The organism is Novosphingobium oxfordense (assembly GCF_044029435.1).
Classification (GTDB): domain Bacteria; phylum Pseudomonadota; class Alphaproteobacteria; order Sphingomonadales; family Sphingomonadaceae; genus Novosphingobium.
Window position 1 is genome coordinate 3,693,914 of the sequence record NZ_CP147005.1, and the last position, 22,209, is coordinate 3,716,122.

Genomic DNA, 22,209 nt, shown 5'->3' on the forward strand with positions numbered 1-22,209 from the left:
TTTCGAGAATTTTCTTTTATTGCGATGACCTTGTTGCAAAAATGAAGCGTTGTGGTCCCGGCTCGACTGTCTGGCTGGTGTCACGCGGGGGTATGATTTCTTTATCTAACGCACTTTACTTCGGCGCCCCGCAGTAACGACTGCGATGACGCCGTAATGGACGCGCCATCCTGTGGGGGAGCGGAAGGCCCGGATACGCAGTCCGGAAAACTTTCGGACATGGCATGACAAGTCGCGGGCGCGCGGGCGGCCTAGAGAGGGGGCATCCCGCAATGCCGCTCAAAAGGACCTGAAAGCATGGCCAGTTCCGCCTCCACCTCTGCCCCCATGGCTGGCGAGGTCTTCCCGCCCGTCACCACCGCCGCCGCCTGGCGCGGGGATCGGCTCGCCGGGAGCGATGAGTGGATCTACATGCTGTCCGACGCGCAAGTGCAGGAACTGGAAACGCTCGGCACCCGCTTCCTGGCCGAGAATCCGGACCTGCGAACCGTCACGGCCGAAGAATATCCGCTGGTCGCCTGTGCCGATGCGGTGAAGTCATGGGGCGCCGATGTCGATTACGGCCGGGGTTTCGTGCTGGTGCGCGGCCTGCGCACCCAGCTCTATTCGGACGCGCTGTCCAACGCGATCTACTACGTGTTGGGCCTGCACATGGGCGATCCGATCCGTCAGAACGAGATGGGCGACCTGATCGACCACGTCTACGCCACCAGCGACAAGACCATGGACGATCCCACCGCGCTATCCTCCAAAGTGCGGGACAAGCTGGTCTACCACTCGGACAGTTCGGACATCGTCGCGCTGATGTGCCTGCGCCCGGCCAAGGAGGGCGGCCTGTCCTGCCTCGTTTCCGGCGCGGAGATTTACAACGAGATCCTGCGCCGCCGCCCCGATCTGGCGCCGCTGCTGCTGGAACCCTTCCACTGGGACTGGCGCCGGCAGGACCACAATGCCCCGGCGGACACCTACACCTCGCCTATCGTCAGCCTCGTCGACGGCGTGTTCTCGATGTACGCGGGCTCGCTCTACATCCTCACCGCGCAGGAATACGCGGGCGTGCCCAAGCTGACGCCGGAGCAGATCGAGGTGCTCGAACTCTTCGACACGATCACTTACGAAGAAGGCATGGCCATCGAGATGGATTTCCGCCCCGGCGACATCCAGTGGCTCTCCAACTACGCCGCGCTGCATGCCCGCACGACGTTCTGGGACTGGCCCGAACCGCAGCGCAAGCGCCACCTCCTGCGCCTGTGGCTGAGCCGCGATGCCGGGCGGCCGGTGGTGGATGGCTTCGGCAAGAACGGCGTCGTGCAAGTGCGCCAGGCCCCGCGCGACGGGCAGGCGGAGCATCCGGATGCGCACTTCGATGTGTTTTCGGTTTCAGTGCCGCGCTTGATGGTTTGAGAATCTCCTCCCCTGCAAGGGGAGGTGGCAGTCGCGAAGCGGCTGACGGAGGGGTGTAACGGGTTCGGTTGTACGCGACCGAGAGGCTGACACTCCTCCACCACCCTTCGGGCGGTCCCCCTCGCCATGCAGGGGAGGATTTGGGCTACTTGCACCAAACCCCGTCATCCCCGCGAAGGCGGGGATCCCGCTTGTTCTTCGCGGGCGTGGCAGGAAGGAAGCGGGGCCCCCGCCTTCGCGGGGGCGACGAAGTGTTATGTGGCAGGATGGTAGCTCGGTGGCTGGAGTCAGACCGTCTCGGCAATGTCAAGCATTGCCAGCACTTCTCCTGAAGTCCGCACATCGGCAAAGTTAAGCCGCAGGTTCATCAGTGCCGCATTGTGCTCCGCATCGGTCACCGCCGCGCAGGCGTCGCTCACGACCACCACTTTCCACCCACGCATGTTGCCCTCGCGCGCGGTCGATTCCACGCAGACGTTGGTGAGCGTGCCCGCCAGCACCAGCGTTTCTATCCGCAGCGACTGCAGCGCTTTCTCCAAGGCCCCGTCAGGGCAGGAGAACGCGCCGTAGCGGTATTTGTCGAGCACCAGATCACCAGCATCGCGCACCATTGCCGGATCGAGGTCGTGCGAAGCCTCTCCCTGTTGCAAGGCCGCGATGGCGCGGGCGACGAACGGGTCGGAGCGGTCGTACTGCCAATGCGGCATCGCCAAAGATGGCGCATCGCTGGTGGTCTGCCGCATCCAGATCACCGTGCCGCCCGCCTTGCGCATGGCCTCGGCCAAGCGATTGCACGGCCCGATGGCATCGCGCGCATGAACATTGCCGAAGACCTGCCCTTCGCCCACGAAGGCGCTCTGCATGTCGATCACCACCAGCGCGGTGGTGGCGGGATCGAGCGCGGTGAAGCTGTTGTAGCCGCGCCCGCGCTCGACGACCCAATCAGGCAAGTCGGTTTGGTGCATCAGGCCGGTTCGAAGGCGGTGGAAAGCGAAAGCGCCTCCCACTCGCGCATCTGCTTGCCCACGAATTCCAGCTGGTCGCCTGCGTAATGGAGCGCGTCCTCGCCCAGGAACAAGTGCAGCGGCGGCTCTGCGGCATCGAGGGCCTTGAGGATCGCGGCAGCGCCGCGCGCCGGATCGCCCTTTTCCTTGCCTGCGCCTTCGGTCAGGCTGCGGCGGGCGAAATGGGCGACGTCCTCGTAATCGGCAATGTCGGCCGCCGCGATCTTCAGTCCCGCCGCCGCGAAGCCGGTGCGGAAGCCTCCGGGGGCGACATTGGTGACGCGGATGTTCATCGGCGCCACTTCCTGCGCCAAGGTCTGGCCGATGCACTCCATCGCATACTTGCTGGCACCATAGAGCGCGGTGCCCGCCCACGGCGCATGGCCGCTGACCGAGGTGATGTTGATCACATGCCCGGCCCGGCGCGCGCGCATATAAGGAAGCAGGGCGCGCAACATGCGCAGCGGGGCGAAGAGGTTCACGTCGAACAACGCCTTGGCTTCCTCGATCGAGACTTCCTCGATCGCGCCGATCAGCCCGTAGCCGGCGTTGTTGACCAGCCGGTCGATCCCGCCCGTGATCTCCTCTGCGCGGGCTACGGCGGCCTTGACTGAATTCTCGTCGGTCAGATCGACGCAGAGTGCGTGGGCGCGGCCGGGCGCGAGCGCCTCGAACTGCAGATCGCTGGTCTTGCGGGTGGTGCCCACGACAGTGTCCCCGCGCGCGAGCGCGGCTTCGGCAAGGGCGCGGCCAAGGCCTCCGCCGATGCCGGTAATGAGCCAGGTTGTCATAATTCGCGTGTCTCCCCAAAGGCGAAAGGCGTAGAGTGTGCGGCAAAGGTAGATCGCACGCGCGCGAAGGCTCTTGGCGCTGGACCCCGCAATTATTGTGCGGGGACGCACGGCGCCAGCACGGGCTTGACCCCGCCGGACGCGCCATGCTGCACCCAATGTTGCACTTGCAGAACGTGGCCCCGCGAAGGGGCATTCCAGACTAGCGGAGCGGCACACTTGGCAGTTCACATCGTCGGTTCGATCAACCTCGACATCATCACCTCGCTCGACCACCTGCCGATGCCGGGCGAGACGGTCATCGCCAAGGCGACTGCCCGGCTGCCCGGCGGAAAGGGCGCCAATCAGGCGGTCGCCGCTGCGCGAATGGGGGCGAAGACGCGCATGGTCGGCGCGGTGGGGGATGACGATGCGGGGCGCTGGATGCGCGATCGGCTGGCGCGGGACGGGATCGCGGTGTCCGGCGTCGTCGCGCTGGAAGGGGCGGAGACCGGCACCGCCTACATCGCTGTCGATGCCGACGGCGAGAACCAGATCATCGTCGTCAGCGGCGCCAATGCGCGGCTCTCTCCGCCCGGCCCGGTCATGGAGGGCGTGCTGCTGGCGCAGCTGGAAGTGCCGGTGGGCGCGCTGCTGCCGGTGTTCCGCAATTCGAAATGCATCCGCATTCTCAACGCTGCGCCGGCGGTGCTGGCGGCGGACGCGCTGCTCGATCATGTCGATGTGCTGGTGGTGAACCAGACCGAGCTTGCGGCCTTCGCCTGCTGCGGGCCGGTTGAGGGCCTGCCCGCCGTGGTGCGGGAGGCGCGCGGGCTGCTGCGCCATCCGGATCAGGCGGTGGTCGTCACGCTGGGCGCGCGCGGTTCGGTGGCGGTGAAGGGTAATCGGGAGTTCCATGTCCCCGCCGTGCCGGTGGTCCCGGTCGATACCGTAGGCGCGGGGGACAGTTTCTGCGGCGCGCTGGCGGCGCTGCTGGACGAAGGCCGCAGTCTTGAGGAAGCGCTGCCCTGGGCCAGCGCGGCGGCGGCGCTCTGCACCTTGGGCCAGGGCGCGGCACCGTCGATGCCGATGCGCGCGGCGGTGGAGGATCTGCTTTCGGGCCGGGCAACAGAACATGCGCCGCCGATCAAGAACCGGGCGGGCGTTTCCCTAGGCTGAGGATCAGGACAGCACCGAACCAGCATCAGAGGACAGAAATGAACCCGCACCCGCTGACACCCTTTGGCCTTCCCTCCGACAATGGCGGCAAGGACCTTGGTCTGTTCCTGCCGGTCGCCAATGGCGGCTGGATCCTGTCGAAGAACAAGCCGGAACTGGATGGATCCTACGCCTACAACCGCCAGTGCGCGGTTCTGGCGGAGCAGGCGGGCATGGACTTCATCATGTCCATGTCGAAGTTTCGCGGTTACGGCGGCGAGACGAAGCACTGGGATTCCTCGCTCGATCCGATCGTGCTGATGGCGGCGCTTTCCGAAGTGACGAAGAAGACGCGCATCGTCACCACCCTGCACACGCTGCTCCAGAACCCGGCGGTGGCCGCCAAGATGATGGCGACCTTGCAGCAAGTGAGCGGTGGTCGCGCCGGGCTGAATGTCGTCACCGGCTCCTACAAGGGCGAATTCGCGCAGATGGGCGCCTGGCCGGAGGATGTGAATCACGACCAGCGCTACGACCTTGCCTACGAATGGGTGCGCGCGGTGAAGGCACTGTGGAGCGAGGATTCGGTCACCACGAAGGGGGACTACTTCACGCTGGAAGACTGCGAATCCTGGCCCAAGCCGGAACAGCGCCCGTTCCTGGTCTGCGCCGGATCGTCCGAGATCGGCATGCGCCTGACGTCCGAGGAAATGGACGCGATCTTCCTTTCGGGTGGCACCGGGGCGGAGCTTTCCAAGAACAGCGATCGCGCCAAGGCCATCGCTGCCGAATACGGCCGCAACATCCGCACCTATTCGATGATGACACTGGTGATCGGCGACAGTGATGAGGCCGCCAAGGCCACCGCTCAGCACTATGCTGCGGGTCTGGACGAAGGCGCGCTGGCGGGCATGATGCGCGCTTACGGCTTCCTGGATGCCGAAATCGGCAAGGAGAACGACTTCACCCGCAAGGCGCGCAGTTCGTTCATGTCGGCGCAGATCGTGGGCAGCGCGAAGAGCGTGACCGATCAGGTGGGCGACCTGTTGGAAGCCTCCGGCACCGATGGGCTGATGCTGATCTTCGACGATTACATCAAGAGCCTGCCGATCTTCGGCGCGGAGATCCTGCCGGCCCTGCGCGAGCGGTTCCCGGATAAGGTTGCCGTCGCGGTGGAGGGCTGATCGCCATGCCGCTTCGCAGCGAGGACCTGCCCCATGTCGACGCGGCCGCGCTGGCCGGGATGATCGATCCGAAGACCACCGCGCTGGTGGTGGTCGATATCCAGGTCGATTTCGCCGCGCCGCATGGATTGCTGGGGCGCTATGGGGTCGATCTCTCGCCGGCCGAGGCGGCGATCGACAATTGCGAGAAGCTGGTGGCGGCGGCACGCGGCGCGGGGGCCACTGTGGCGCTGATGCGCGTCGTCACCAGCCCCGAGACGGATTCGCGCGCGCTGAAAACGCTGATGGTCCGGCGCGGGCAACCGGGCGGAGAAGCGATCTGCCGTGTCGAGGACGGTGGGGCGGATTACTATCGCATCTTGCCCGAGGCGGGCGATATCGAGATTGCCAAGCTGCTCTACGACAGTTTCCATGGCACCGATTTCGATGCCCAACTGCGCGCACGCGGCATCCAGACGCTGGTGATCTGCGGCCTCTCCACCGATTGCTGCGTGGACCAGACGGCGCGATCCGCCTTCCATCACGACTACGACGTGTTCCTCGTCTCCGACGCCAGCGCCGCCTATGAGCCGGGACTGCACGAAAGCTCGCTCTCTGCGATGGAGAAGAACTGCGTGCTGCTGACCACGACCGATGCTGTCGAGAGGGCCTGGTCAAAGGGCGAAAGCGCCTGATGGCCGCCTCTCGCCCGTCCGCTTTGGGCTCGCGCAATGGGGTGCTGTTCGCCTGCACGCTGGGCAATGCGGTCAGCGTGACGCCGGCGGTGCACGCCGTCTTCGGCCTGTTCCTGGTGCCGCTGACCGAGGCGTTCGGCTGGAACCGGGCGAGCGTTTCGGGCGTGCTGGGCATTCTCGCGCTGGTGGGCGCGGTGACCTATCCGCTGATCGGCCGCCATGTCGACAAGGCCGGGGCGAGGCGGACGCTGTTGGTCGGCATTTTCGGCCTTTCGCTCTCGATCGCGGCGCTGGCGCTCAACAGCGGCAGTCTGCTGCAGTTCTACGCGACGTTCACGGTGCTGGCAGTGTTCGGGGCGATGGCGGGCACGCCGATCTTCCAGAAGGTAATCGCCGACTGGTTCGACGAGAATCGCGGCACGGCACTGGGCATCAGCGCGGGCGGCGGCTGCGGGATCGGCTCGGTGGTGCTGCCGGTGCTGGCCGCCGTGCTGGTGCAGACATGGGGCTGGCGCGCGGGCTATCTGGGCATTGCCGCCTTCATGCTGGTGATCGCGCTGCCGTTGCTGGTCCTGCTGCTGCGTGACCGCGCTACGGTGGCGGGCGCCGAAGCGGCCGTCGAACGTGATGGCATGACCTTGGGCGAGGCGGCGCAGACGCCGATGTTCTGGCTGATCCTGATCGCGCTGGCGGCGGGGGCGGGCGGCACCACGGCGGTGTTCAGCCATGTGGTGCCGATCCTGTCCGACCGTGGGTTTTCGGTGGCGACGGGAACCGCGGTAGTCAGCGTCTTCGCGCTCGTCACCTCGGGCTGGCAGATCGCCACGGGCCGGATCATGGACAAGATCCCGACGCCGCGCGTAGCGGTGCCGATGTACCTGATGGCGGTGATCGGGCTGGTAATTCTGGAGACCGCGCAAGGCACGCCGCTGCTCCTGCTGGGCGGGGCGCTGCTGGGCATCGGCCTTGGCGGGCAGTTCGGCGCGCTGCCTTACTTCATAGCGCGCTACTTCGGCACGCGGCACTTCGGTTCGGTGATCGGCGCCATGTATTCGGCTGTCATCGCCGCGCAGGGGACGACGCCGATCCTGCTCGATCTCGTATTCGACGCACGCCATTCCTACCGCCCGGCGTTGGTCGGCGTCGGCGCGGCGCTGCTGGCCGGCGCGCTGCTGCTCATGCTGCTGCCCCGCTATGACCGCGAGGCGGAGAGTGAAGCGCTCTTCGTCTCCGGTCACTGATTTCTCACGGAGCCCGACTTTGGCCGACATGTCCGATCCCCTCCCCAGTTTCGCCGATCCCGCAAAGGCGCCCTATGCCGTCAGCGAGGAAGAGCGCGCCGCCATCGCCGCTGCCATCGACACCGACGAACTGGTCGAACTGGCGCTGACGCTCGGCAACATCCCCAGCCGATCGCGCGAGGAACTGGCGGCGGCCGAGTTCGTGCACGACTGGATGGCGAAGGAAGGCTTCAACCCGCGCAAGGTCGGCGCCACGCCGGAACGGCCCAATGTGATCGGCGAGTACGGCGGAACGGGACGCGGCGCGAACCTGCTGTTCACCGCGCACCTGGACACCGAAAGCCCCAGCGGCATGCGCGAGCATGACAAGTTCCGCTATCGCGATTCCACGCTGGCCGATCCCGAATGGACCCAGTGCTGGCTGGACGAGGAAGGGCGCCTGCGCGGCTATCCGATCAGCAACGATCGCGGCCCGATGTCGTGCTTCCTGATCGCCGCCAAGGCGCTGCGCAAGGCCGGCATCGGCCTTTCCGGCAAGACCTGGCTCACCGCCTGTCCCGGAGAGATCGGCCCCGAACCGATCGAGGAATTCGCCGGCATCGGCTGGAACGGCAAGGACATCGGCGCGCATTACCTGTTCCACCACGGCGGCGTCGCGCCGGACTATGCCATCGCCGCCGAGGGCACCGACTTTGGCCTGACCTGGCAGGGTTGCGGCTATGCGCTCTACCGCGTGCGGATCTTCGGTCAGGGCGTGTTCTCGCCGATCCTCGATGCGCCCACCGATCCGCGCCGCCACCCGAACCCGATCTATCGCCTCGGCCCGGTGATCGACGCGCTCCACGCCTGGGGCCTGAAGTTCGAGCGCGACTCCGTGATGGAAACCGCCAGCGGGGCGATCCATCCCAAAGTCCAGATCGCCTCCGTGCGCGGCGGCATGCCGATCGATTTCGGCGCGGGCACCGAGGTCTGCGCGCTCTACATCGACGTCTCGCTCAACCCGCGCCAGAAAGCGGCCGATGCCTACCACGGCATCATGGAAGCCATGCGCGGCGTGGACGTGGAGGCGTTCGATGTGGAGCCGGTGGTGGTACGCCACGGTTTCGAGGCGCGCCCCTCCGAGGTCGCCCCACTGGTCGGCGCGGTCGATGCCGCCACCCGGCTGGCGCGCGGCGCGGCGGTGGAGCCCGCGCACCCGGTCTATTCCAGCATGTGGCGCGATCACAACGTGTTCAACATGCACCGCGTTCCGGCGGTTACCACCGGCATGCCGCGCTGGCGGCCGACGCCGGAGGACATGGCCTCCAGCGCGCTGGTCTACGCTCTGACGATGCTGGCCGTCTGCGGCCGGGGCGAGGCGCCGATCGAGCGCGCAGGCACCAGTGTGTACGGCAACGAGACGCCTTTCGATCAAGGTTGAACTCTGGCGTATACGCCGCCCTTGCCGAGTGAACGGAGGCCCGATAGACCTTCGTCATAAGGTCGCCAAAGTACGAAATTGCCAAAGTACTAAATTGGACGCCCGTTCGGGAAGGGTGCCACCGGTCTATCAGGGTGGTTCTCGCTTGCGCATAACGACCAACGTCTACCCCAAGGAACAGCGCCGCGACGCATGGCGTTTCGCGCTCAAGCGTCTGTCGCTCACGCTCGACGATGCGGATGAGGCGACGCTTTATGGCGAGCTGATCCACTTTCGGTCCAGCACGCATATCGACTTCATCCGCGTCACCGGCACCGCGCAGGCCTGGACCATCGATTTCCGCGACCAGCCGGCCACCTATTGGCTGGCGATGATCCTGGACGGCAGCGCGACGATGCGCGACGCCCAGCAGGAACTGCGCCTTGCCGATGGCGACATCATCTGCGGGCGCGGCGATTCGCCGGTGAGCATCGCGTTCGCGGGCGATAACCGCAGCCTGATCGTGCAAGTGCCGCACAGCGAACTGAGCGCCCGCCTGAAGACGCCGATCAGCGGCCCGCCGCGCAAGATCGCCACGGACAGCGGATCGGCGCGCGTCTTCGCCGGTATGTTGCGATCGCTGGCCGATACCCTGACCGACATCACCACCGACCAGGCGCGGCCGGTGGAACTGGCTTTCCCCGAATTTCTTGTTACCGCTTTGCTGGACAATGCCCCGGCCAAGGCGCTGGGCGGCGCGGCAGGCATGCGCGCCGCGCTGCTGGAACGCATCTTCCAGACCATCGAAATCCGCCTGTCCGACCCGGACCTCAATTACCAGCAAGTGGCGGCCGAGCACGGCATCTCGCCCCGCTATCTGCAAAAGCTGTTCGAATCGATCGACGACAGTTTCGGCCACTATGTGAAGGTGCGCCGTCTAGAGCGTTGCCGGCTGGACTTGCGCAGCCCGCTGCACGTGCAGAAGTCGATCTCCGACATCCTGTTCGAATGGGGCTTCAACGACAGCGCCTCGTTCAGCCGCGCCTTTCGCGAACAGTACGGCATTTCTCCCCGCGAATACCGCAAGGCGCCGCCGCAGGAGCAGGAAGCGGTCGAGCTGCTCCGCCGTGGCCGGCCCGCGCGAAAGGAACGCGCGGCCAAGGCGGAAGAAGCTGTCGAGGTAGAGGAAGTCCTGGATGAGCAGCTTGAGGAGCAGGCTGCGGACGATACCCCGCAAGTGCCCGCCTACATGGGCGAGACCGGCACTTCGCGCCATCACCACCTGCCCGCTACGCCGGACACGGTGCATTGGGGCTATCTCAGCAAGGACCTGAAACCGGCTCTGCGCGTGCGTTCGGGTGACTTCGTCACGATCGAGACGCTGACTCACCACGCCAACGACGATCCCGAGCGGATGGTCGAAGGCGATGCCGGCGTGGAGAGCGTCTATCACTGGGATCACTGCGGCAAGACGGTGGAGCGGCGCGGTGCCGGGCCGATGGATGCCAGCGCCTTTGGTCGTGGGCCGGGCGAAGGCTTCGGCGTGCATATCTGCACCGGGCCGATCCATGTCGAAGGCGCCATGCCGGGCGACCTGATCGAAGTGCGCATCCTCGACCTGAAGCCGCGCCCCAGCGGCAATTCGCGGTTTGCCGGCAAGAGCTTCGGCTCCAACGCGGCGACCTACTGGGGCTTCCACTACAACGACCTGCTGACCGAGCCGAAGAACCGCGAAGTCGTGACGATCTACGAGGTGGAAGCGACCGGCGGGCGGCTGCCGACGGCACACGCGGTCTATTCCTATCGCTGGACGCCGCAAGTCGATCCCTCGGGCGTGACCCATGCGCGCTACGACTATCCGGGCGTGCCGGTGAACCCGGAGAGCATCGAGCGCAATTACGACATCCTCCAGAACGTCGAGATCCCGATCCGCCCGCATTTCGGCGTGATCGCGGTGGCGCCCAATCACAACGGGCTGGTGGATTCGGTGCCGCCCGCCAGCTTCGGCGGCAATCTCGACAATTGGCGCACCGGCCCCGGTGCGCGGGTGTTCCTGCCCGTGCAAGTGCCCGGCGCGCTGCTCTCGCTGGGCGATCCGCACGCCTCTCAGGGCGATAGCGAGCTATGCGGCACGGCCATCGAATGTTCGATGACCGGGCTGGTCCAGATCGTCCACCACAAGGCTTCGGGCGTGATGGAGCAGTTGAAGGACGTGGATTACCCGCTGATCGAGACCGAGAGCGAATGGGTAATCATGGGCTTCTCGCACCCCAATTACCTGAAGGAACTGGGGCCTGACGCGCAGAGCGAGGTCTACAAGCACTCCTCGATCGACGCCGCCATGCGCGACGCCTTCCGCAAGGCGCGGCGGTTCCTGATGACGGCCAAGCAATTGACCGAGGATGAGGCGATCTCACTGCTATCGGTGGGCGTGGACTTCGGGGTGTCGCAAGTGGTGAACGGCAATTTCGGCGTGCATGCGGTGATCCGGAAGGCGCTGTTCACGAGCTGAGGTTTCGTTGCAGACCTTGGCCCAATAATTCTCGTCATCCTCGCCAAGGCGGGGATCTCGCTTATTCTTCTCGGGGAGCGACGGGGTTTGGTGAGCCAGCCGGCTGGCAAGTCCTCCCCGGTACGGGGAGGTGGCAGCGCGAAGCGCTGACGGAGGGGATTCGCGTCCTCCCGCAGCCTCGCGCCTTGGCGAAACTCCCCTCCACCACCCTTCGGGCGGTCCCCCTCCCCGTGCCGGGGAGGTCAGGTCAATCGGCGTCGTCTTCCAGCGCGTGCATGTCGTCGTCGGACAGGCCGAAGTGATGCCCCACCTCATGCACCACCACGTGCGTCACCAGGTCTTCCAGCGTCACGTCGGTCTCGCACCATTCGGCCAGTAGCGGCTGGCGGTAGAGCGTGATGCGCGGGCGGAATTCGCCCGAACTCCACACCGATTCCTCGTCCAGCGGGCGGCCGTGGTAGAGGCCGGTGAGGTCCCAGGCATCCTCGATCCCCAGCGCTTCCAGCGTTTCCTCATCCGCGAATTCCTCGACATGGACGGTGATCCCGTCGAGGTGCTTCGCGAAAGGTTCCGGAATGCGCGCGAAGGCGGCGTGGGCCAGCGCCTCGAACACGGCCGGGCTGGGGGCATTGCCGAAGCGCTGGTGCATCTGGTTACTCCTGTCCGGCGACGATACGCGCGATGCCCGCAGCGGTCGATGGATGGTAGGTCGGCTTGGCTTCCGCAAAGAAGTCCCGCGCCTTGGGCTGGCCCCAATCGCCTTGCTTCATCAGCCCCTTGTAGAGCGGATAGACCAGCAGTCCGCGCCCGATCCGCGAGAGATAGGTGCGCAAGTACGGCACTGCCGGATCGTAGCGGTTGGCGATGGCGAGTTCGAACCAGGCCGACTGGATATAGGCATTGCCCGAAGCGGAAAGGCCCAGCGTTTCGTCCAGTTCCTTCAGGCGCGCGGGGCTTTGCTGGCGGTCGATCCCGTTGAGGAAACGCAGCCATTCCTGCGTGGTCCAGCCGGTGGGTTGAACCGCGCTGGCCGGGCCTCCGGCGTTGAAGGCGGCCAGCTTGGTATCGACCTTGGCCAACGTGGCGCTGTTCACGCGCACGGCATTGTCGGGCAAGCCGGCGGCATAGGACCAGCGGTCAAGCTGAAGCTTCAGTTCCAGTTCGGGCTGGCCCTTCAGCAGCCGCTCACGCAAGTCGGTCAGGAAGCCGGCAGTGGTCTGCGGCTGGAAGGCGTGACGGTCGAAGTAGGACGTGAGGTAGGCATCCCACTTCTCACGGCCGACCGTGTATTCGATCATGCGCAGGAAGTTGGATCCCTTGGTGTAGTCCAACTCACCCGCGCCCGGATCGCCGTGCAGGCGGGTGGCGGCGCCGGTCTGGCCGCCGGCCTCGGTAATCTCGCGCTGCATCACGTCCCAGTCGAGGTCGGCATAGATGGCGGCCTGCTCCTTGCCGTAGAGCGCCTCCATGATGCGATTCTCGAAATAGGTCGTGAAGCCCTCGTTCAGCCAGGAATCGGACCAGGTGGCATTGGTGACGAGGTTGCCCGACCACGAATGCGCCAGTTCATGCGCGACGACGTCGGTGTTCGAGCGGTCGCCCGTGACGATCGTCGGCGTCAGGAAGGTCAGCATCGGGTTTTCCATGCCGCCGTAAGGGAAGGCGGGCGGCAGCACGAGCATGTCGTACCGACCCCAGCGGTAGGGGCCGTAGAGCTTGCTGGCGGCATCGATCATCTTTTCGACATCGACGAATTCCCTGGCCGCCTTGTCCAGCATCGGCGCCTCGGTCCAGACGCCGGAGCGGGGGCCGAGCGACTTGAACTTCAGGTCGCCCACCGCGAAGGCGATCAGGTAGGGCGGTACCGGCTTGTCCATGCGGAAGCGGAACTGGCGGCGGCCGTCGGGCAGGGCCTCTCCCTTGTCGCCGGAGAGCTTTTCGGCGCTCATCACCGCAACCATGTCACCCGGCACGCGCAGGGTGGCTTCCCAGGTCTGGCGGATGCCGGGGCTGTCCTGCGTGGGTACCCACGAACGGTTGAGGATCGCCTGGCCCTGGCTGAACAGGAAGGGCTTCTTCTTGCCGAAGGTCATTTCCGGCGGCAGCCATTGCAGCGCGGTGGCGCCGGGCTTCGAGCGGTAGGCGATCTTGATCTTCGTGGCGCCGGCAAGCTGAATGGTCAGGGCCGAGCCGATATCCTCGTTCTTGGGATCCTTCGGGCCGACTGTCCACTTCAGCGGCTTGCCGGCGGCGTCGGTGACGGCGGAAATATCCATGTCATTGACGTCGAGAACGATCTGCGCGGCGCCCGGCGCGGCCAGAATGTCGAGCACGGCATTGCCGGCCAGCGTCTTGCTCTGGAAATCGACGTCGAGATCCAGCGCCACGTGCGTCACGCGGGCCACTTGCGGCTCTGCGTGAGTCCAGACGTCCTTCGCCTCAGGCGTCGTCAGGATCGGTGCGGGAATCGAAGTTGTAGTATTCTGGGCCACAGCAGGCGAGATGGCGACGGAAGCGGAGCCGGCAAGCAGCGCGGCAGCAAGAAGGTTACGCATGGGCGCGGTTTATGGCCGCGCCCATGATCCGGCGCAAGCGGGCTAGAGAGTGGTGGGATAGATGTCGAAATGCCCGATCCCGCCGGAACGGGCGATGGCGGCCTGCACGTCGGCACGGTTGCGCAGGGCCTCCATGCCGGCGGCGAACGGATCGGCGGGAAGCGTGGTGGGCGGCGCGCGATAGAGGCTCAACTGGGCGAGGGCATCCACCCGCATCTCCGGATTGTCGAGCCGTGCGATCATCGAGGCTGCAGCCATGTCGATCCGCCCGGTGCAGAGCTGAAGGTCGGTGAAGGCCGTGGGATGGTCCTTCACATGATCTTGCGCATAGGCCAGATCCGCATTGACTGCGTCCGTCTGGCCAAGCGCCTGCGCGGCGCAACCGTGCGCCAGATGAAATTCCATCATGCCGTAAGGGCTGGTCTTCTGCTCGGAGGCCCCGGTGAAAGGCGCCAGCACGGTCAGCGCGTCCTGAGGATGGCCGAAGCGAACGTGAAGGTAGGCCAGGTTGATCGTCTGGCTGACATTGGCGCCCCCGCTTTCGCCGCCTTCGATGGCTTTGCGATAGGCATCGACGGCTTGGTCATAGTGGCCAAGCTGTTCGTAAGTGCGGGCCAGACCGTCCCACCACCAGTTGATGTGCTTGTTACGATCGGCAAACTGTTTGGCCAGTACGCCCTCGGGCCTTGCCGCTTCCAGCGTGGCGAGCGCCTTGTCCGTCTGCCCGAGCGTGCGCTGGGTGGCGGCGAGCGAAACCGGCAATTCAAGCAGGCCTGGACGCGCGATGCTGCGCTTTTCAAGATCGTCGGCCTGACGTTCGTAAGCCGTGCGCAAGTCGAAAGGCTGCGGCAGAAAACCGCGCAGCGTCGGGTCCAGGCTGACGTCGCGCAAAAGCTGGGCGTCGCGGATCGCGGCGATTTGGGCGGTTGCGCCGGGCGTGTCGCCGGCCTTGGCCAGCAGCCGGGCGAGAGGAAGGCGCATGCTCTGGTAAGTACGGTCGTCACCGGCGGGCGCGAATTTCGGATCGATGGCCAGCGTCAGCAGGCGGCGGTAGGCGGGATCGTCCTCGCGCCCCTTGAACCTGGCGGCCAGATCGAAGACCCACCGGCTTTCGATCGCTTCCAGCGCGGCCGGGAACTGGCGCTGCATCGTTTCCAGCGTCGTGACGGCATCGCCATAGCGTCCGCTGTCAAGTTCGATGCCGAAGCGCATCCGCCAGGCCACGTTCGGGCTATTGGGCAGGGCAGTGAGGGCGCGTGCGTGGACCAGCGCGGGTTCAAGCTGGTTGCTGCTCCCTTCGCAGAGTGTCGCCGCCAGCAGCATCCGCGCCTGCATGCTCTGGTCCAGCGTCGCGAAATCCTTGCGGGAGAGGATCGGCGAAACGGCTTTCATGGCGCCGGCGCAGTCGTTGCCGTTCATCGACGCTTGCAGGCGCGGCATCGCCTTGGCCGCTGCCCGGCTGACATCTTCGCGCGCTTGCGCGCCTGTCGACAGCGTTGCTACTCCGCCCAGCAAGGCCAGAACCAACGCACTTCGACCCATCTTCGTCATCAAATCCCCCATTTCAGGGTTGCGATGCTAAGGCGGCGGGGCGTGCTTGTCAGTAGTAAGCGGGGCGAAAAACGCGGTCATCCCCGATAGTTGGATTTGCGAAGGTGGAATAGATTGGCCGCCGTGCCCTGTCATGGCTTCCGGAGAACCGTTTCGCATGGCCGATCGCCCCGATGCCGCCGCCGAACGTGATGTTGCGGCGACAGCGGCGCAGGGTCTGGACAAGATCGCGCGCCGGCGCAGCTTGCGGTTTGGGGCGGCGGTCATGGCCAGCCATCTGGACGAAGCGGCGTACCGCGGGCTCTTGCTGCGCGACTGCGCGATGCTGACGCCTGAGAACGACTTCAAGTGGAAATGGATGGAGCCGGAGCGGGGGGCCTACGAAACCGCGAAGGCACGCCGGATCTACAAGTTCGCCGATACGCACGGCATGGCCATTCACGGGCACACTTTCGCCTGGAACAACGATGATCGCATCCCGCAATGGATGCTGGGGATGGAGCGTGCGCTTGGCGCACTGGGGGGACGCGGGCTGGTGGAGGTCATGCGCCGCCACGCCGCGTTTCTTGGCACGAGCTTTCCCCACGTCAACGCCTGGGACTGCGTCAACGAGGCGCTGGAAGTCTCGACGGGGAATCTGGCCAATTCGATTTTCACGCGCGTGCTGGGCGAACGCTTCATGGACGTCGCGTTCGAACTGATGCGCGAGCATTTTCCCTGGGCCAAGGCAGTCTACAACGGCAACATGAACTGGGAGGCGAACCCGCGGCACCGGAACGGTGCGCTTCGTCTGCTGGAAGATGCGCTGAAGCGCGGGGTCCGGATCGATGTGCTGGGCATTCAGAGCCACATCGGCAACACGCTGGGCCGCCAGCGGGATGAGCGCGACTGGCGGCGGTTTCTGGACGAAGTGCAGGGATTGGGGCTGGAAGTCGCAATCACCGAGCTGGATTGCGCGGACCGTTACCTGGAATCGCGGGATCCCGTCGTTCGCGACAGGGAAGTGGCGGCTTTCGTGAAGGGCTATCTGGACCTCACGCTCAGCTTCACCAATGTGCGCGGGGTGACGGTCTGGGGGCTGACCGACCGGCATTCGAACCTAAACCGGCCCAGCTATCCGGTGCAGCGCCGGCGGCCGGATGGGCTGCCCATGCGCGGTTGCCCTTATGACGACAAGCTGAAGCCCAAGTCGATGTACCACGCCATTGCCGAGGCGCTGGCTGCCGCCCCGGCGCGTTGATCGCTCCGGGGCGGCGGCGTTTTCCTTAGATATCGAGGTTGGCGACGTTCAGGGCGTTGTCCTGGATGAATTCACGGCGCGGTTCGACCACGTCGCCCATCAGGCGGGTGAAGATTTCGTCGGTGACGTCCGCGTCCTCTACCTTCACCTGAAGCAGCGCGCGGTTTTCCGGATCCAGCGTGGTTTCCCAAAGCTGTTCGGCATTCATCTCGCCCAGACCCTTGTAGCGCTGGATCGACAGGCCCTTGCGGCCCACCGCCAGCACGGCGTCCAGAAGCTGGGCCGGGCGGGTGATCACGTCCGCGCCCACGATCGGGCGGGTGGCGGCGCCTTCATCCTCGGCGTCGGTGGTTTCGGCCTCTGCCACGGCGCTCGCGCGGGTGAGGCGGGCGGCGCCGGAGTAGACGTCGGCATTTTCTGCGGCGAGGCGAGCCAGCTTGCGGGCTTCCGCGCTGGCCAGGAAGGTGCCTTCGATCTTGTGATGATCGGTGACGCCGCGCCACACGCGCTCGATCTCCAGATTGCCCTCTTCGGTCAGGCGTGCGGACCACTTGGCCTCCGGATCGCCGCGATCGAGCCACTGCGCGGTGCGATCCAGCGCCTCGGTACGGGCGGTGGCGCTGAGGTCCGGCTCGAACGCGCCGGACAGGGCCAGCGCTTCGATGATGGTCGGATCGAAGCGGCGCGGCACGAAGCCCATCAGGTTGCGGAAGCGAATCGCGTGTTCGACCAACGCCTCAAGGTCGCTGCCCATGCGGGCCCCGCCGGAGGTTTCCAGCACGCGCCCGGCAAGCCCGGCCTCGACCAGATAGCGGTCAAGCGCGGCATTGTCCTTCAGGTAAACTTCGCTGCGGCCCTTGGCGACCTTGTAGAGCGGCGGCTGGGCGATGAAGAGGTGCCCGGCGCGGATGATTTCCGGCATCTGGCGATGGAAGAACGTCAACAGCAGCGTACGGATGTGCGCGCCGTCGACGTCTGCGTCGGTCATGATGACGACCTTGTGGTAGCGCAGCTTCTCAAGGTTGAAGTCGTCGCGGATACCGGTGCCCATGGCCTGGATCAGCGTGCCCACTTCCTTGGAGGAAATGATGCGGTCGAACCGCGCACGCTCCACGTTCAGGATCTTGCCCTTCAGCGGCAGGATCGCCTGCGTCTTGCGGTCGCGCCCGGACTTGGCCGAGCCGCCTGCCGAGTCACCCTCGACCAGGAACAGTTCGGACTTGGCGGGATCGCGTTCCTGGCAGTCGGCCAGCTTGCCGGGGAGCGAGGCGATGTCCATCGCGCCCTTGCGGCGGGTCAGTTCGCGGGCGCGGCGCGCGGCTTCGCGGGCGGCGGCGGCATCGATCACCTTCATGACGATGGCCTTGGCGGTGGCGGGGTTTTCCTCCAGCCAGTCGGTCATCTTCTCGCTCATCAGCGCTTCCAGCGGCTGGCGCACTTCGGAGCTGACCAGCTTGTCCTTGGTCTGCGAGGAGAACTTGGGATCGGGCAGCTTGACCGAGACGATCGCGGTCAGGCCTTCGCGCATGTCGTCGCCCGAGAGCGAGACCTTTTCCTTCTTCAGCAGCCCCGAACGCTCGGCATAGCCGTTCAGCGTGCGCGTCAGCGCGGCGCGGAATGCGGCCAGGTGGGTGCCGCCATCACGCTGCGGGATGTTGTTGGTGAAGCACAGCACGTTCTCGTAATAGGAATCGTTCCATTCCAGCGCGACTTCCATGCCGATGCCGTCCTTGTCCGCCGAAATGGCGATCGGTTCGGGCATCAGGGCCTGCTTGTTGCGGTCCAGGAACTGCACGAAAGCGCCGATGCCGCCTTCGTAATAGAGATCGTGCTCCTTGATCTCTTCATGGCGCTTGTCGCGCAGCAGAATGCGCACGCCGGAGTTCAGGAACGCCAGTTCGCGGTAGCGGTGCTCCAGCTTGTCGAAATCGAACTCGGTGACGTTCTTGAACGTCTCGGTCGAAGCCAGGAAGGTGACGCGGGTGCCCTTCTTGAAGCCGTTGTCGTCCGCATTGTCCGCCACCTTGGGCGCATCGCCAACGATCTTGAGCGGGGCCACGGCATCGCCGTTGGCGAACTTCATCCAGTGTTCCTTGCCCTCACGCCAGATGGTGAGTTCAAGCCATTCGGACAGCGCGTTCACCACCGAGACGCCCACGCCGTGCAGGCCGCCGGACACCTTGTAGGCATTGTCGTCCGAAGTGTTTTCGAACTTACCGCCGGCGTGGAGCTGGGTCATGATGACCTCTGCCGCCGAAACGCCTTCCTCCGGGTGGAGGCCGGTGGGAATGCCGCGGCCGTTGTCCTCTACGGAGACCGATCCGTCGGCATTGAGTTCGATCAGCACCAGGTCGCAATGACCGGCCAGCGCCTCGTCGATCGCGTTGTCGGACACTTCGAAAACCATGTGGTGCAGGCCCGAACCGTCATCGGTATCGCCGATGTACATGCCGGGGCGCTTGCGAACCGCGTCGAGACCCTTGAGGACCTTGATCGAATCCGCGCCGTAGCTGTTCTGGTTCTTGCCGTTATCGGCGGTGCCGGGAGTGCTGTCGTCGGTGCTAGCCATATTTGAGGATATAGGGTTTGGGGCCGAGGAACCCAAGCAAAACCGGCTGTAGGGCCGTTCTTTTCCACAAGACTGGACACAGGTTCGCGACAGGCAGCGTGCTGGCGGCGCCGGATGCCAGAGTTGGACGCAAGAAAGGGCGGCCCCTTGCGGAGCCGCCCTTTGCCATATGATGTTCGTCCAATGCCGGGAGGAGGAGCATGGACTTCCGCCGCGACGCACACACCCTGCGCGAGCGACGGCGACGAATGCCGCGAGGGGCATCCGCAAAATGGCTATTTCCTGCAAACTTAGCTTTTTTTGGCTTATGCTGACCGGGCGGTCACGACGCCCTGTCATGAGGAGCTAATTACCAAGCGGCGGAATTTTTGCAAATCACAAAGAAACAAAATTACGTGATTATTTTGCAACTGACGCTATCTTGCCAGTCCGGTTTGATGGGCCACGCGCGCAAATCCGCCGCCTGCACTGGACACTCGCGATATGTCGCTATAGTGGCCGGCCATGACTGACCAGACTTCCTCCACGAATCCGGGGCAGGGCTCCGATTCCATCCTCATCGTCGATTTCGGCAGCCAGGTTACCCAGCTGATCGCGCGCCGCGTGCGCGAAGCGGGCGTCTATTCGGAAATCGCCCCCTTCAATGCCGCGAAGGAAGCCTTCGCCCGCATGAAGCCGGCCGGCGTGATCCTTTCCGGCTCGCCCGCTTCGGTGCTGGACGAGAACGGACCGCGGATCCCGGACGAAATCCTTGAAAGCGGCCTGCCGATGCTGGGCATCTGCTATGGCCAGCAGTCGCTGATGCACCAGCTGGGCGGCGAAGTGCTGCTGGGCGATTCGGGCGAGTTCGGCCGCGCCTTCATCGAGATCGGCGACGATTGCGCGCTGTTCGACGGGCTCTGGACCAAGGGTGAACGCCACCAGGTATGGATGAGCCATGGCGACAAGGTGACCAGCCTTGCCTCCGGCTTCCGCCCGGTCGCTTCCAGTGAAGGCGCACCGTTCGCGGTGATCGCCAATGACGAGAAGCGCATCTACGCGATGCAGTTCCACCCCGAAGTCGTGCACACGCCCGATGGCGGCAAGCTGCTGAAGAACTTCGTGCGCCACGTCTGCGGCCTTGCCGGCGACTGGACAATGGCGGAATTCCGCAAGACCAAGATCGACGAGATTCGCGCCCAGGTCGGCGACAAGCGCGTGATCTGCGGCCTTTCGGGCGGCGTCGATTCGGCGGTTGCGGCGCTGCTGATCCACGAGGCGATCGGTGACCAGCTGACCTGCGTCTTCGTCGACGGCGGCATCCTGCGCATGGGCGAGGCCGAGCAGGTCGTCAGCCTGTTCCGCGGCCACTACAATATCCCGCTGGTCCACGTCGATGCGTCGACGCTGTTCCTGAAGGGGCTTGAAGGCGTCACCGACCCAGAGGCCAAGCGCAAGTTCATCGGCAAGACCTTCATCGACGTCTTCGAGGACGAAGCGAAGAAGATCGGCGGCGCCGAGTTCCTGGCGCAGGGCACGCTCTATCCGGACGTGATCGAATCGGTCTCGTTCACCGGCGGTCCCTCGGTGACGATCAAGAGCCACCACAACGTCGGCGGCCTGCCCGAGCGCATGAACATGAAGCTGGTCGAGCCGCTGCGCGAACTGTTCAAGGACGAAGTCCGCGTGCTGGGCCGCGAACTGGGCCTGCCCGACATCTTCGTGGGCCGCCACCCGTTCCCCGGACCGGGCCTGGCCATCCGCATCCCCGGCGAAGTGACGCGCGAGCGCTGCGACATCCTGCGCAAGGCCGATGCGATCTACCTTGAGGAAATCCGCAACGCCGGCCTCTACGATGCGATCTGGCAGGCCTTCGCAGTGCTGCTGCCGGTCAAGACCGTGGGCGTGATGGGCGATGGCCGTACTTACGACAATGTCTGCGCCCTGCGTGCAGTCACCTCCACCGACGGCATGACCGCCGACATCTACCCGTTCGACGCCGCCTTCCTGTCGCGCGTCGCCACCCGCATCATCAACGAGGTGAAGGGCATCAACCGCGTGGTCTACGACTACACGTCGAAGCCGCCGGGCACGATCGAGTGGGAATGATTTGGCGTCTGGCGTTCGTCGGCCGCTTGATGCGATAACGGAGAAAGCCCGCAGCGATGCGGGCTTTTTTCTTTACATGTGGCAAAGGATTACCCGCCGAGCTCTTCCGCCGTGCCCAACCGATCCTTGCGGGGTCTGCCTATAATGTCTGGGTAAGTCGCCTGCCTGACGGTCTATCCGCCCGGCGGGATGGACCGTCAGGCAGGTGGACGCATGATAATCAATCCCGACAAGTGCTTTGTTTTCATTCACATTCCCAAATGCGCCGGCACATCGCTGCGCAGCGCATTGCAACCGGTAGCAAGTGCCGCCCCGAACGGGCAGGGCGCGGTGCCGATTTCCCGGGCGGTCAACGCCAACACCAAGCATGAAAGCTTCCTGGAATTTCATGCCGCGTTCCAACAGAGGACGGGGCTGGGTTTGGAGGCGCTGGCAAATTACAAGTTCATTGCCTTTTCGCGCCATCCTTTCGCGCGTTTCTGTTCGTTGCACGCCTATCTTCTGAAAACCCATGCGAACATCTATCCGGATGTGCCGCAAGGCGTGGACGATTTTGTCGTCGAATTCTGCCGTGGCGAAAAGGCGTATTTGCAGAAGATACGGTCGCTGAAGACGCAATTTTCGTTTGTGGAAGGCGTTCCGCCCGAGAATCTCGTGCTCGGAAAAACCGAAGATATCGGCCGCGATTTTGAGATGCTGGCAGAGATGTTCCAGTTGACGGCGAAATTGGAGCACCTGAATGCAAGCCGGTCTCTGTACCAGGAACAGAGCCCGCTTTCGCCTTCGTCCAAGCGGCTGCTGGAGGAAAAGTACCGGCAGGACTTCGCCTATCTCGGCTATCAGCCATGAACATCCTCACG

The 22,209-nt window shown here is 65.0% G+C and carries 16 protein-coding genes; 10 read left to right on the top strand and 6 right to left on the bottom strand.

Features of this window, described 5'->3' with window-relative positions; genetic code table 11:
* The first annotated feature begins 297 nt into the window (after positions 1 to 297).
* Positions 298 to 1,404 carry a TauD/TfdA family dioxygenase gene (locus WBP07_RS17500; protein WP_395392921.1) on the top strand — a complete coding sequence of 369 codons (1,107 nt, stop codon included), beginning with the start codon at positions 298 to 300 and terminating at the stop codon, positions 1,402 to 1,404.
* A gap of 287 nt (positions 1,405 to 1,691) precedes the next feature.
* Here WBP07_RS17500 and WBP07_RS17505 read toward each other — a convergent pair whose 3' ends face one another.
* Together WBP07_RS17505 and WBP07_RS17510 are read right to left on the bottom strand one after the other, a co-directional pair.
* Positions 1,692 to 2,369 (bottom strand): cysteine hydrolase family protein, encoded by a 678-nt coding sequence (locus tag WBP07_RS17505; RefSeq protein WP_395392924.1) that lies wholly within the window; start codon positions 2,367 to 2,369, stop codon positions 1,692 to 1,694.
* Positions 2,369 to 3,199 (bottom strand): oxidoreductase, encoded by an 831-nt coding sequence (locus tag WBP07_RS17510; protein ID WP_395392925.1) that lies wholly within the window; start codon positions 3,197 to 3,199, stop codon positions 2,369 to 2,371. The genes WBP07_RS17505 and WBP07_RS17510 overlap by 1 nt, the downstream gene beginning before the upstream one ends.
* A 219-nt stretch (positions 3,200 to 3,418) precedes the next feature.
* Here WBP07_RS17510 and WBP07_RS17515 point away from each other — a divergent pair, with 219 nt between their 5' ends.
* The 6 genes from WBP07_RS17515 (at position 3,419) to WBP07_RS17540 (ending at position 11,346) form a co-directional block, all read left to right on the top strand.
* Positions 3,419 to 4,357 carry a ribokinase gene (locus tag WBP07_RS17515; protein ID WP_395392927.1) on the top strand — a complete coding sequence of 313 codons (939 nt, stop codon included), beginning with the start codon at positions 3,419 to 3,421 and terminating at the stop codon, positions 4,355 to 4,357.
* Between the two features lie 38 nt (positions 4,358 to 4,395).
* A complete protein-coding gene (locus tag WBP07_RS17520; RefSeq protein ID WP_395392929.1) occupies positions 4,396 to 5,520 on the top strand; it encodes an LLM class flavin-dependent oxidoreductase in 1,125 nt (374 codons plus the stop codon).
* A gap of 5 nt (positions 5,521 to 5,525) precedes the next feature.
* Complete coding sequence (locus WBP07_RS17525; RefSeq protein WP_395392932.1) at positions 5,526 to 6,194, top strand: cysteine hydrolase family protein; 669 nt, start codon at positions 5,526 to 5,528, stop codon at positions 6,192 to 6,194.
* Positions 6,194 to 7,435 carry an MFS transporter gene (locus tag WBP07_RS17530; RefSeq protein WP_395392934.1) on the top strand — a complete coding sequence of 414 codons (1,242 nt, stop codon included), beginning with the start codon at positions 6,194 to 6,196 and terminating at the stop codon, positions 7,433 to 7,435. Before WBP07_RS17525 ends, WBP07_RS17530 begins: the two co-directional genes overlap by 1 nt.
* A gap of 28 nt (positions 7,436 to 7,463) precedes the next feature.
* Positions 7,464 to 8,855, top strand: a complete 1,392-nt coding sequence (locus tag WBP07_RS17535; RefSeq protein WP_395392936.1) for a peptidase M20 — start codon at positions 7,464 to 7,466, stop codon at positions 8,853 to 8,855.
* Positions 8,856 to 9,000: 145 nt separating this feature from the next.
* The gene (locus WBP07_RS17540; RefSeq protein ID WP_395392937.1) at positions 9,001 to 11,346 is read left to right on the top strand and encodes an acetamidase/formamidase family protein; all 2,346 of its coding nucleotides are present in this window, start codon (positions 9,001 to 9,003) and stop codon (positions 11,344 to 11,346) included.
* 247 nt (positions 11,347 to 11,593) lie between these two features.
* On the opposite strand, the gene WBP07_RS17545 is transcribed toward WBP07_RS17540, so the two are convergent.
* The 3 genes from WBP07_RS17545 to WBP07_RS17555 are packed head-to-tail and all read right to left on the bottom strand — an operon-like array spanning position 11,594 to position 15,452.
* Positions 11,594 to 11,995 (bottom strand): metallopeptidase family protein, encoded by a 402-nt coding sequence (locus WBP07_RS17545; protein ID WP_395392938.1) that lies wholly within the window; start codon positions 11,993 to 11,995, stop codon positions 11,594 to 11,596.
* Between the two features lie 4 nt (positions 11,996 to 11,999).
* Entirely contained in the window at positions 12,000 to 13,901 is a 1,902-nt protein-coding gene (locus tag WBP07_RS17550; RefSeq protein WP_395392939.1) for a M1 family metallopeptidase, read from the bottom strand.
* Between the two features lie 42 nt (positions 13,902 to 13,943).
* Positions 13,944 to 15,452, bottom strand: coding sequence for a tetratricopeptide repeat protein (locus WBP07_RS17555; RefSeq protein WP_395392940.1), 1,509 nt, complete (start codon positions 15,450 to 15,452; stop codon positions 13,944 to 13,946).
* 157 nt (positions 15,453 to 15,609) lie between these two features.
* Here WBP07_RS17555 and WBP07_RS17560 point away from each other — a divergent pair, with 157 nt between their 5' ends.
* Positions 15,610 to 16,692, top strand: coding sequence for an endo-1,4-beta-xylanase (locus tag WBP07_RS17560; protein WP_395392942.1), 1,083 nt, complete (start codon positions 15,610 to 15,612; stop codon positions 16,690 to 16,692).
* Between the two features lie 25 nt (positions 16,693 to 16,717).
* On the opposite strand, the gene gyrB is transcribed toward WBP07_RS17560, so the two are convergent.
* Positions 16,718 to 19,261: a DNA topoisomerase (ATP-hydrolyzing) subunit B gene (gene gyrB / locus WBP07_RS17565; protein ID WP_395392943.1), complete on the bottom strand. Its 2,544-nt coding sequence runs from the start codon at positions 19,259 to 19,261 to the stop codon at positions 16,718 to 16,720.
* 504 nt (positions 19,262 to 19,765) lie between these two features.
* Between gyrB and guaA the strand changes: the two genes are divergently transcribed.
* Both guaA and WBP07_RS17575 read left to right on the top strand, forming a co-directional pair.
* Complete coding sequence (gene guaA, locus WBP07_RS17570; RefSeq protein WP_395392945.1) at positions 19,766 to 21,349, top strand: glutamine-hydrolyzing GMP synthase; 1,584 nt, start codon at positions 19,766 to 19,768, stop codon at positions 21,347 to 21,349.
* A 189-nt stretch (positions 21,350 to 21,538) separates the two neighbouring features.
* Complete coding sequence (locus WBP07_RS17575) at positions 21,539 to 22,198, top strand: sulfotransferase family 2 domain-containing protein (RefSeq protein WP_395392947.1); 660 nt, start codon at positions 21,539 to 21,541, stop codon at positions 22,196 to 22,198.
* The last annotated feature ends 11 nt before the right edge of the window (positions 22,199 to 22,209 follow it).

Bases quoted from the DNA above. Each gene is read 5' to 3' on its own strand.
- WBP07_RS17500 (WP_395392921.1), top strand. From the start codon at position 298: ATGGCCAGTTCCGCCTCCACCTCTGCCCCCATGGCTGGCGAGGTCTTC.
- WBP07_RS17505 (WP_395392924.1), bottom strand. From the start codon at position 2,369: ATGCACCAAACCGACTTGCCTGATTGGGTCGTCGAGCGCGGGCGCGGC.
- WBP07_RS17510 (WP_395392925.1), bottom strand. From the start codon at position 3,199: ATGACAACCTGGCTCATTACCGGCATCGGCGGAGGCCTTGGCCGCGCC.
- WBP07_RS17520 (WP_395392929.1), top strand. From the start codon at position 4,396: ATGAACCCGCACCCGCTGACACCCTTTGGCCTTCCCTCCGACAATGGC.
- WBP07_RS17525 (WP_395392932.1), top strand. From the start codon at position 5,526: ATGCCGCTTCGCAGCGAGGACCTGCCCCATGTCGACGCGGCCGCGCTG.
- WBP07_RS17530 (WP_395392934.1), top strand. From the start codon at position 6,194: ATGGCCGCCTCTCGCCCGTCCGCTTTGGGCTCGCGCAATGGGGTGCTG.
- WBP07_RS17535 (WP_395392936.1), top strand. From the start codon at position 7,464: ATGTCCGATCCCCTCCCCAGTTTCGCCGATCCCGCAAAGGCGCCCTAT.
- WBP07_RS17545 (WP_395392938.1), bottom strand. From the start codon at position 11,995: ATGCACCAGCGCTTCGGCAATGCCCCCAGCCCGGCCGTGTTCGAGGCG.
- WBP07_RS17550 (WP_395392939.1), bottom strand. From the start codon at position 13,901: ATGCGTAACCTTCTTGCTGCCGCGCTGCTTGCCGGCTCCGCTTCCGTC.
- WBP07_RS17555 (WP_395392940.1), bottom strand. From the start codon at position 15,452: ATGACGAAGATGGGTCGAAGTGCGTTGGTTCTGGCCTTGCTGGGCGGA.
- WBP07_RS17560 (WP_395392942.1), top strand. From the start codon at position 15,610: ATGGCCGATCGCCCCGATGCCGCCGCCGAACGTGATGTTGCGGCGACA.
- gyrB (WP_395392943.1), bottom strand. From the start codon at position 19,261: ATGGCTAGCACCGACGACAGCACTCCCGGCACCGCCGATAACGGCAAG.
- guaA (WP_395392945.1), top strand. From the start codon at position 19,766: ATGACTGACCAGACTTCCTCCACGAATCCGGGGCAGGGCTCCGATTCC.
- WBP07_RS17575 (WP_395392947.1), top strand. From the start codon at position 21,539: ATGGACCGTCAGGCAGGTGGACGCATGATAATCAATCCCGACAAGTGC.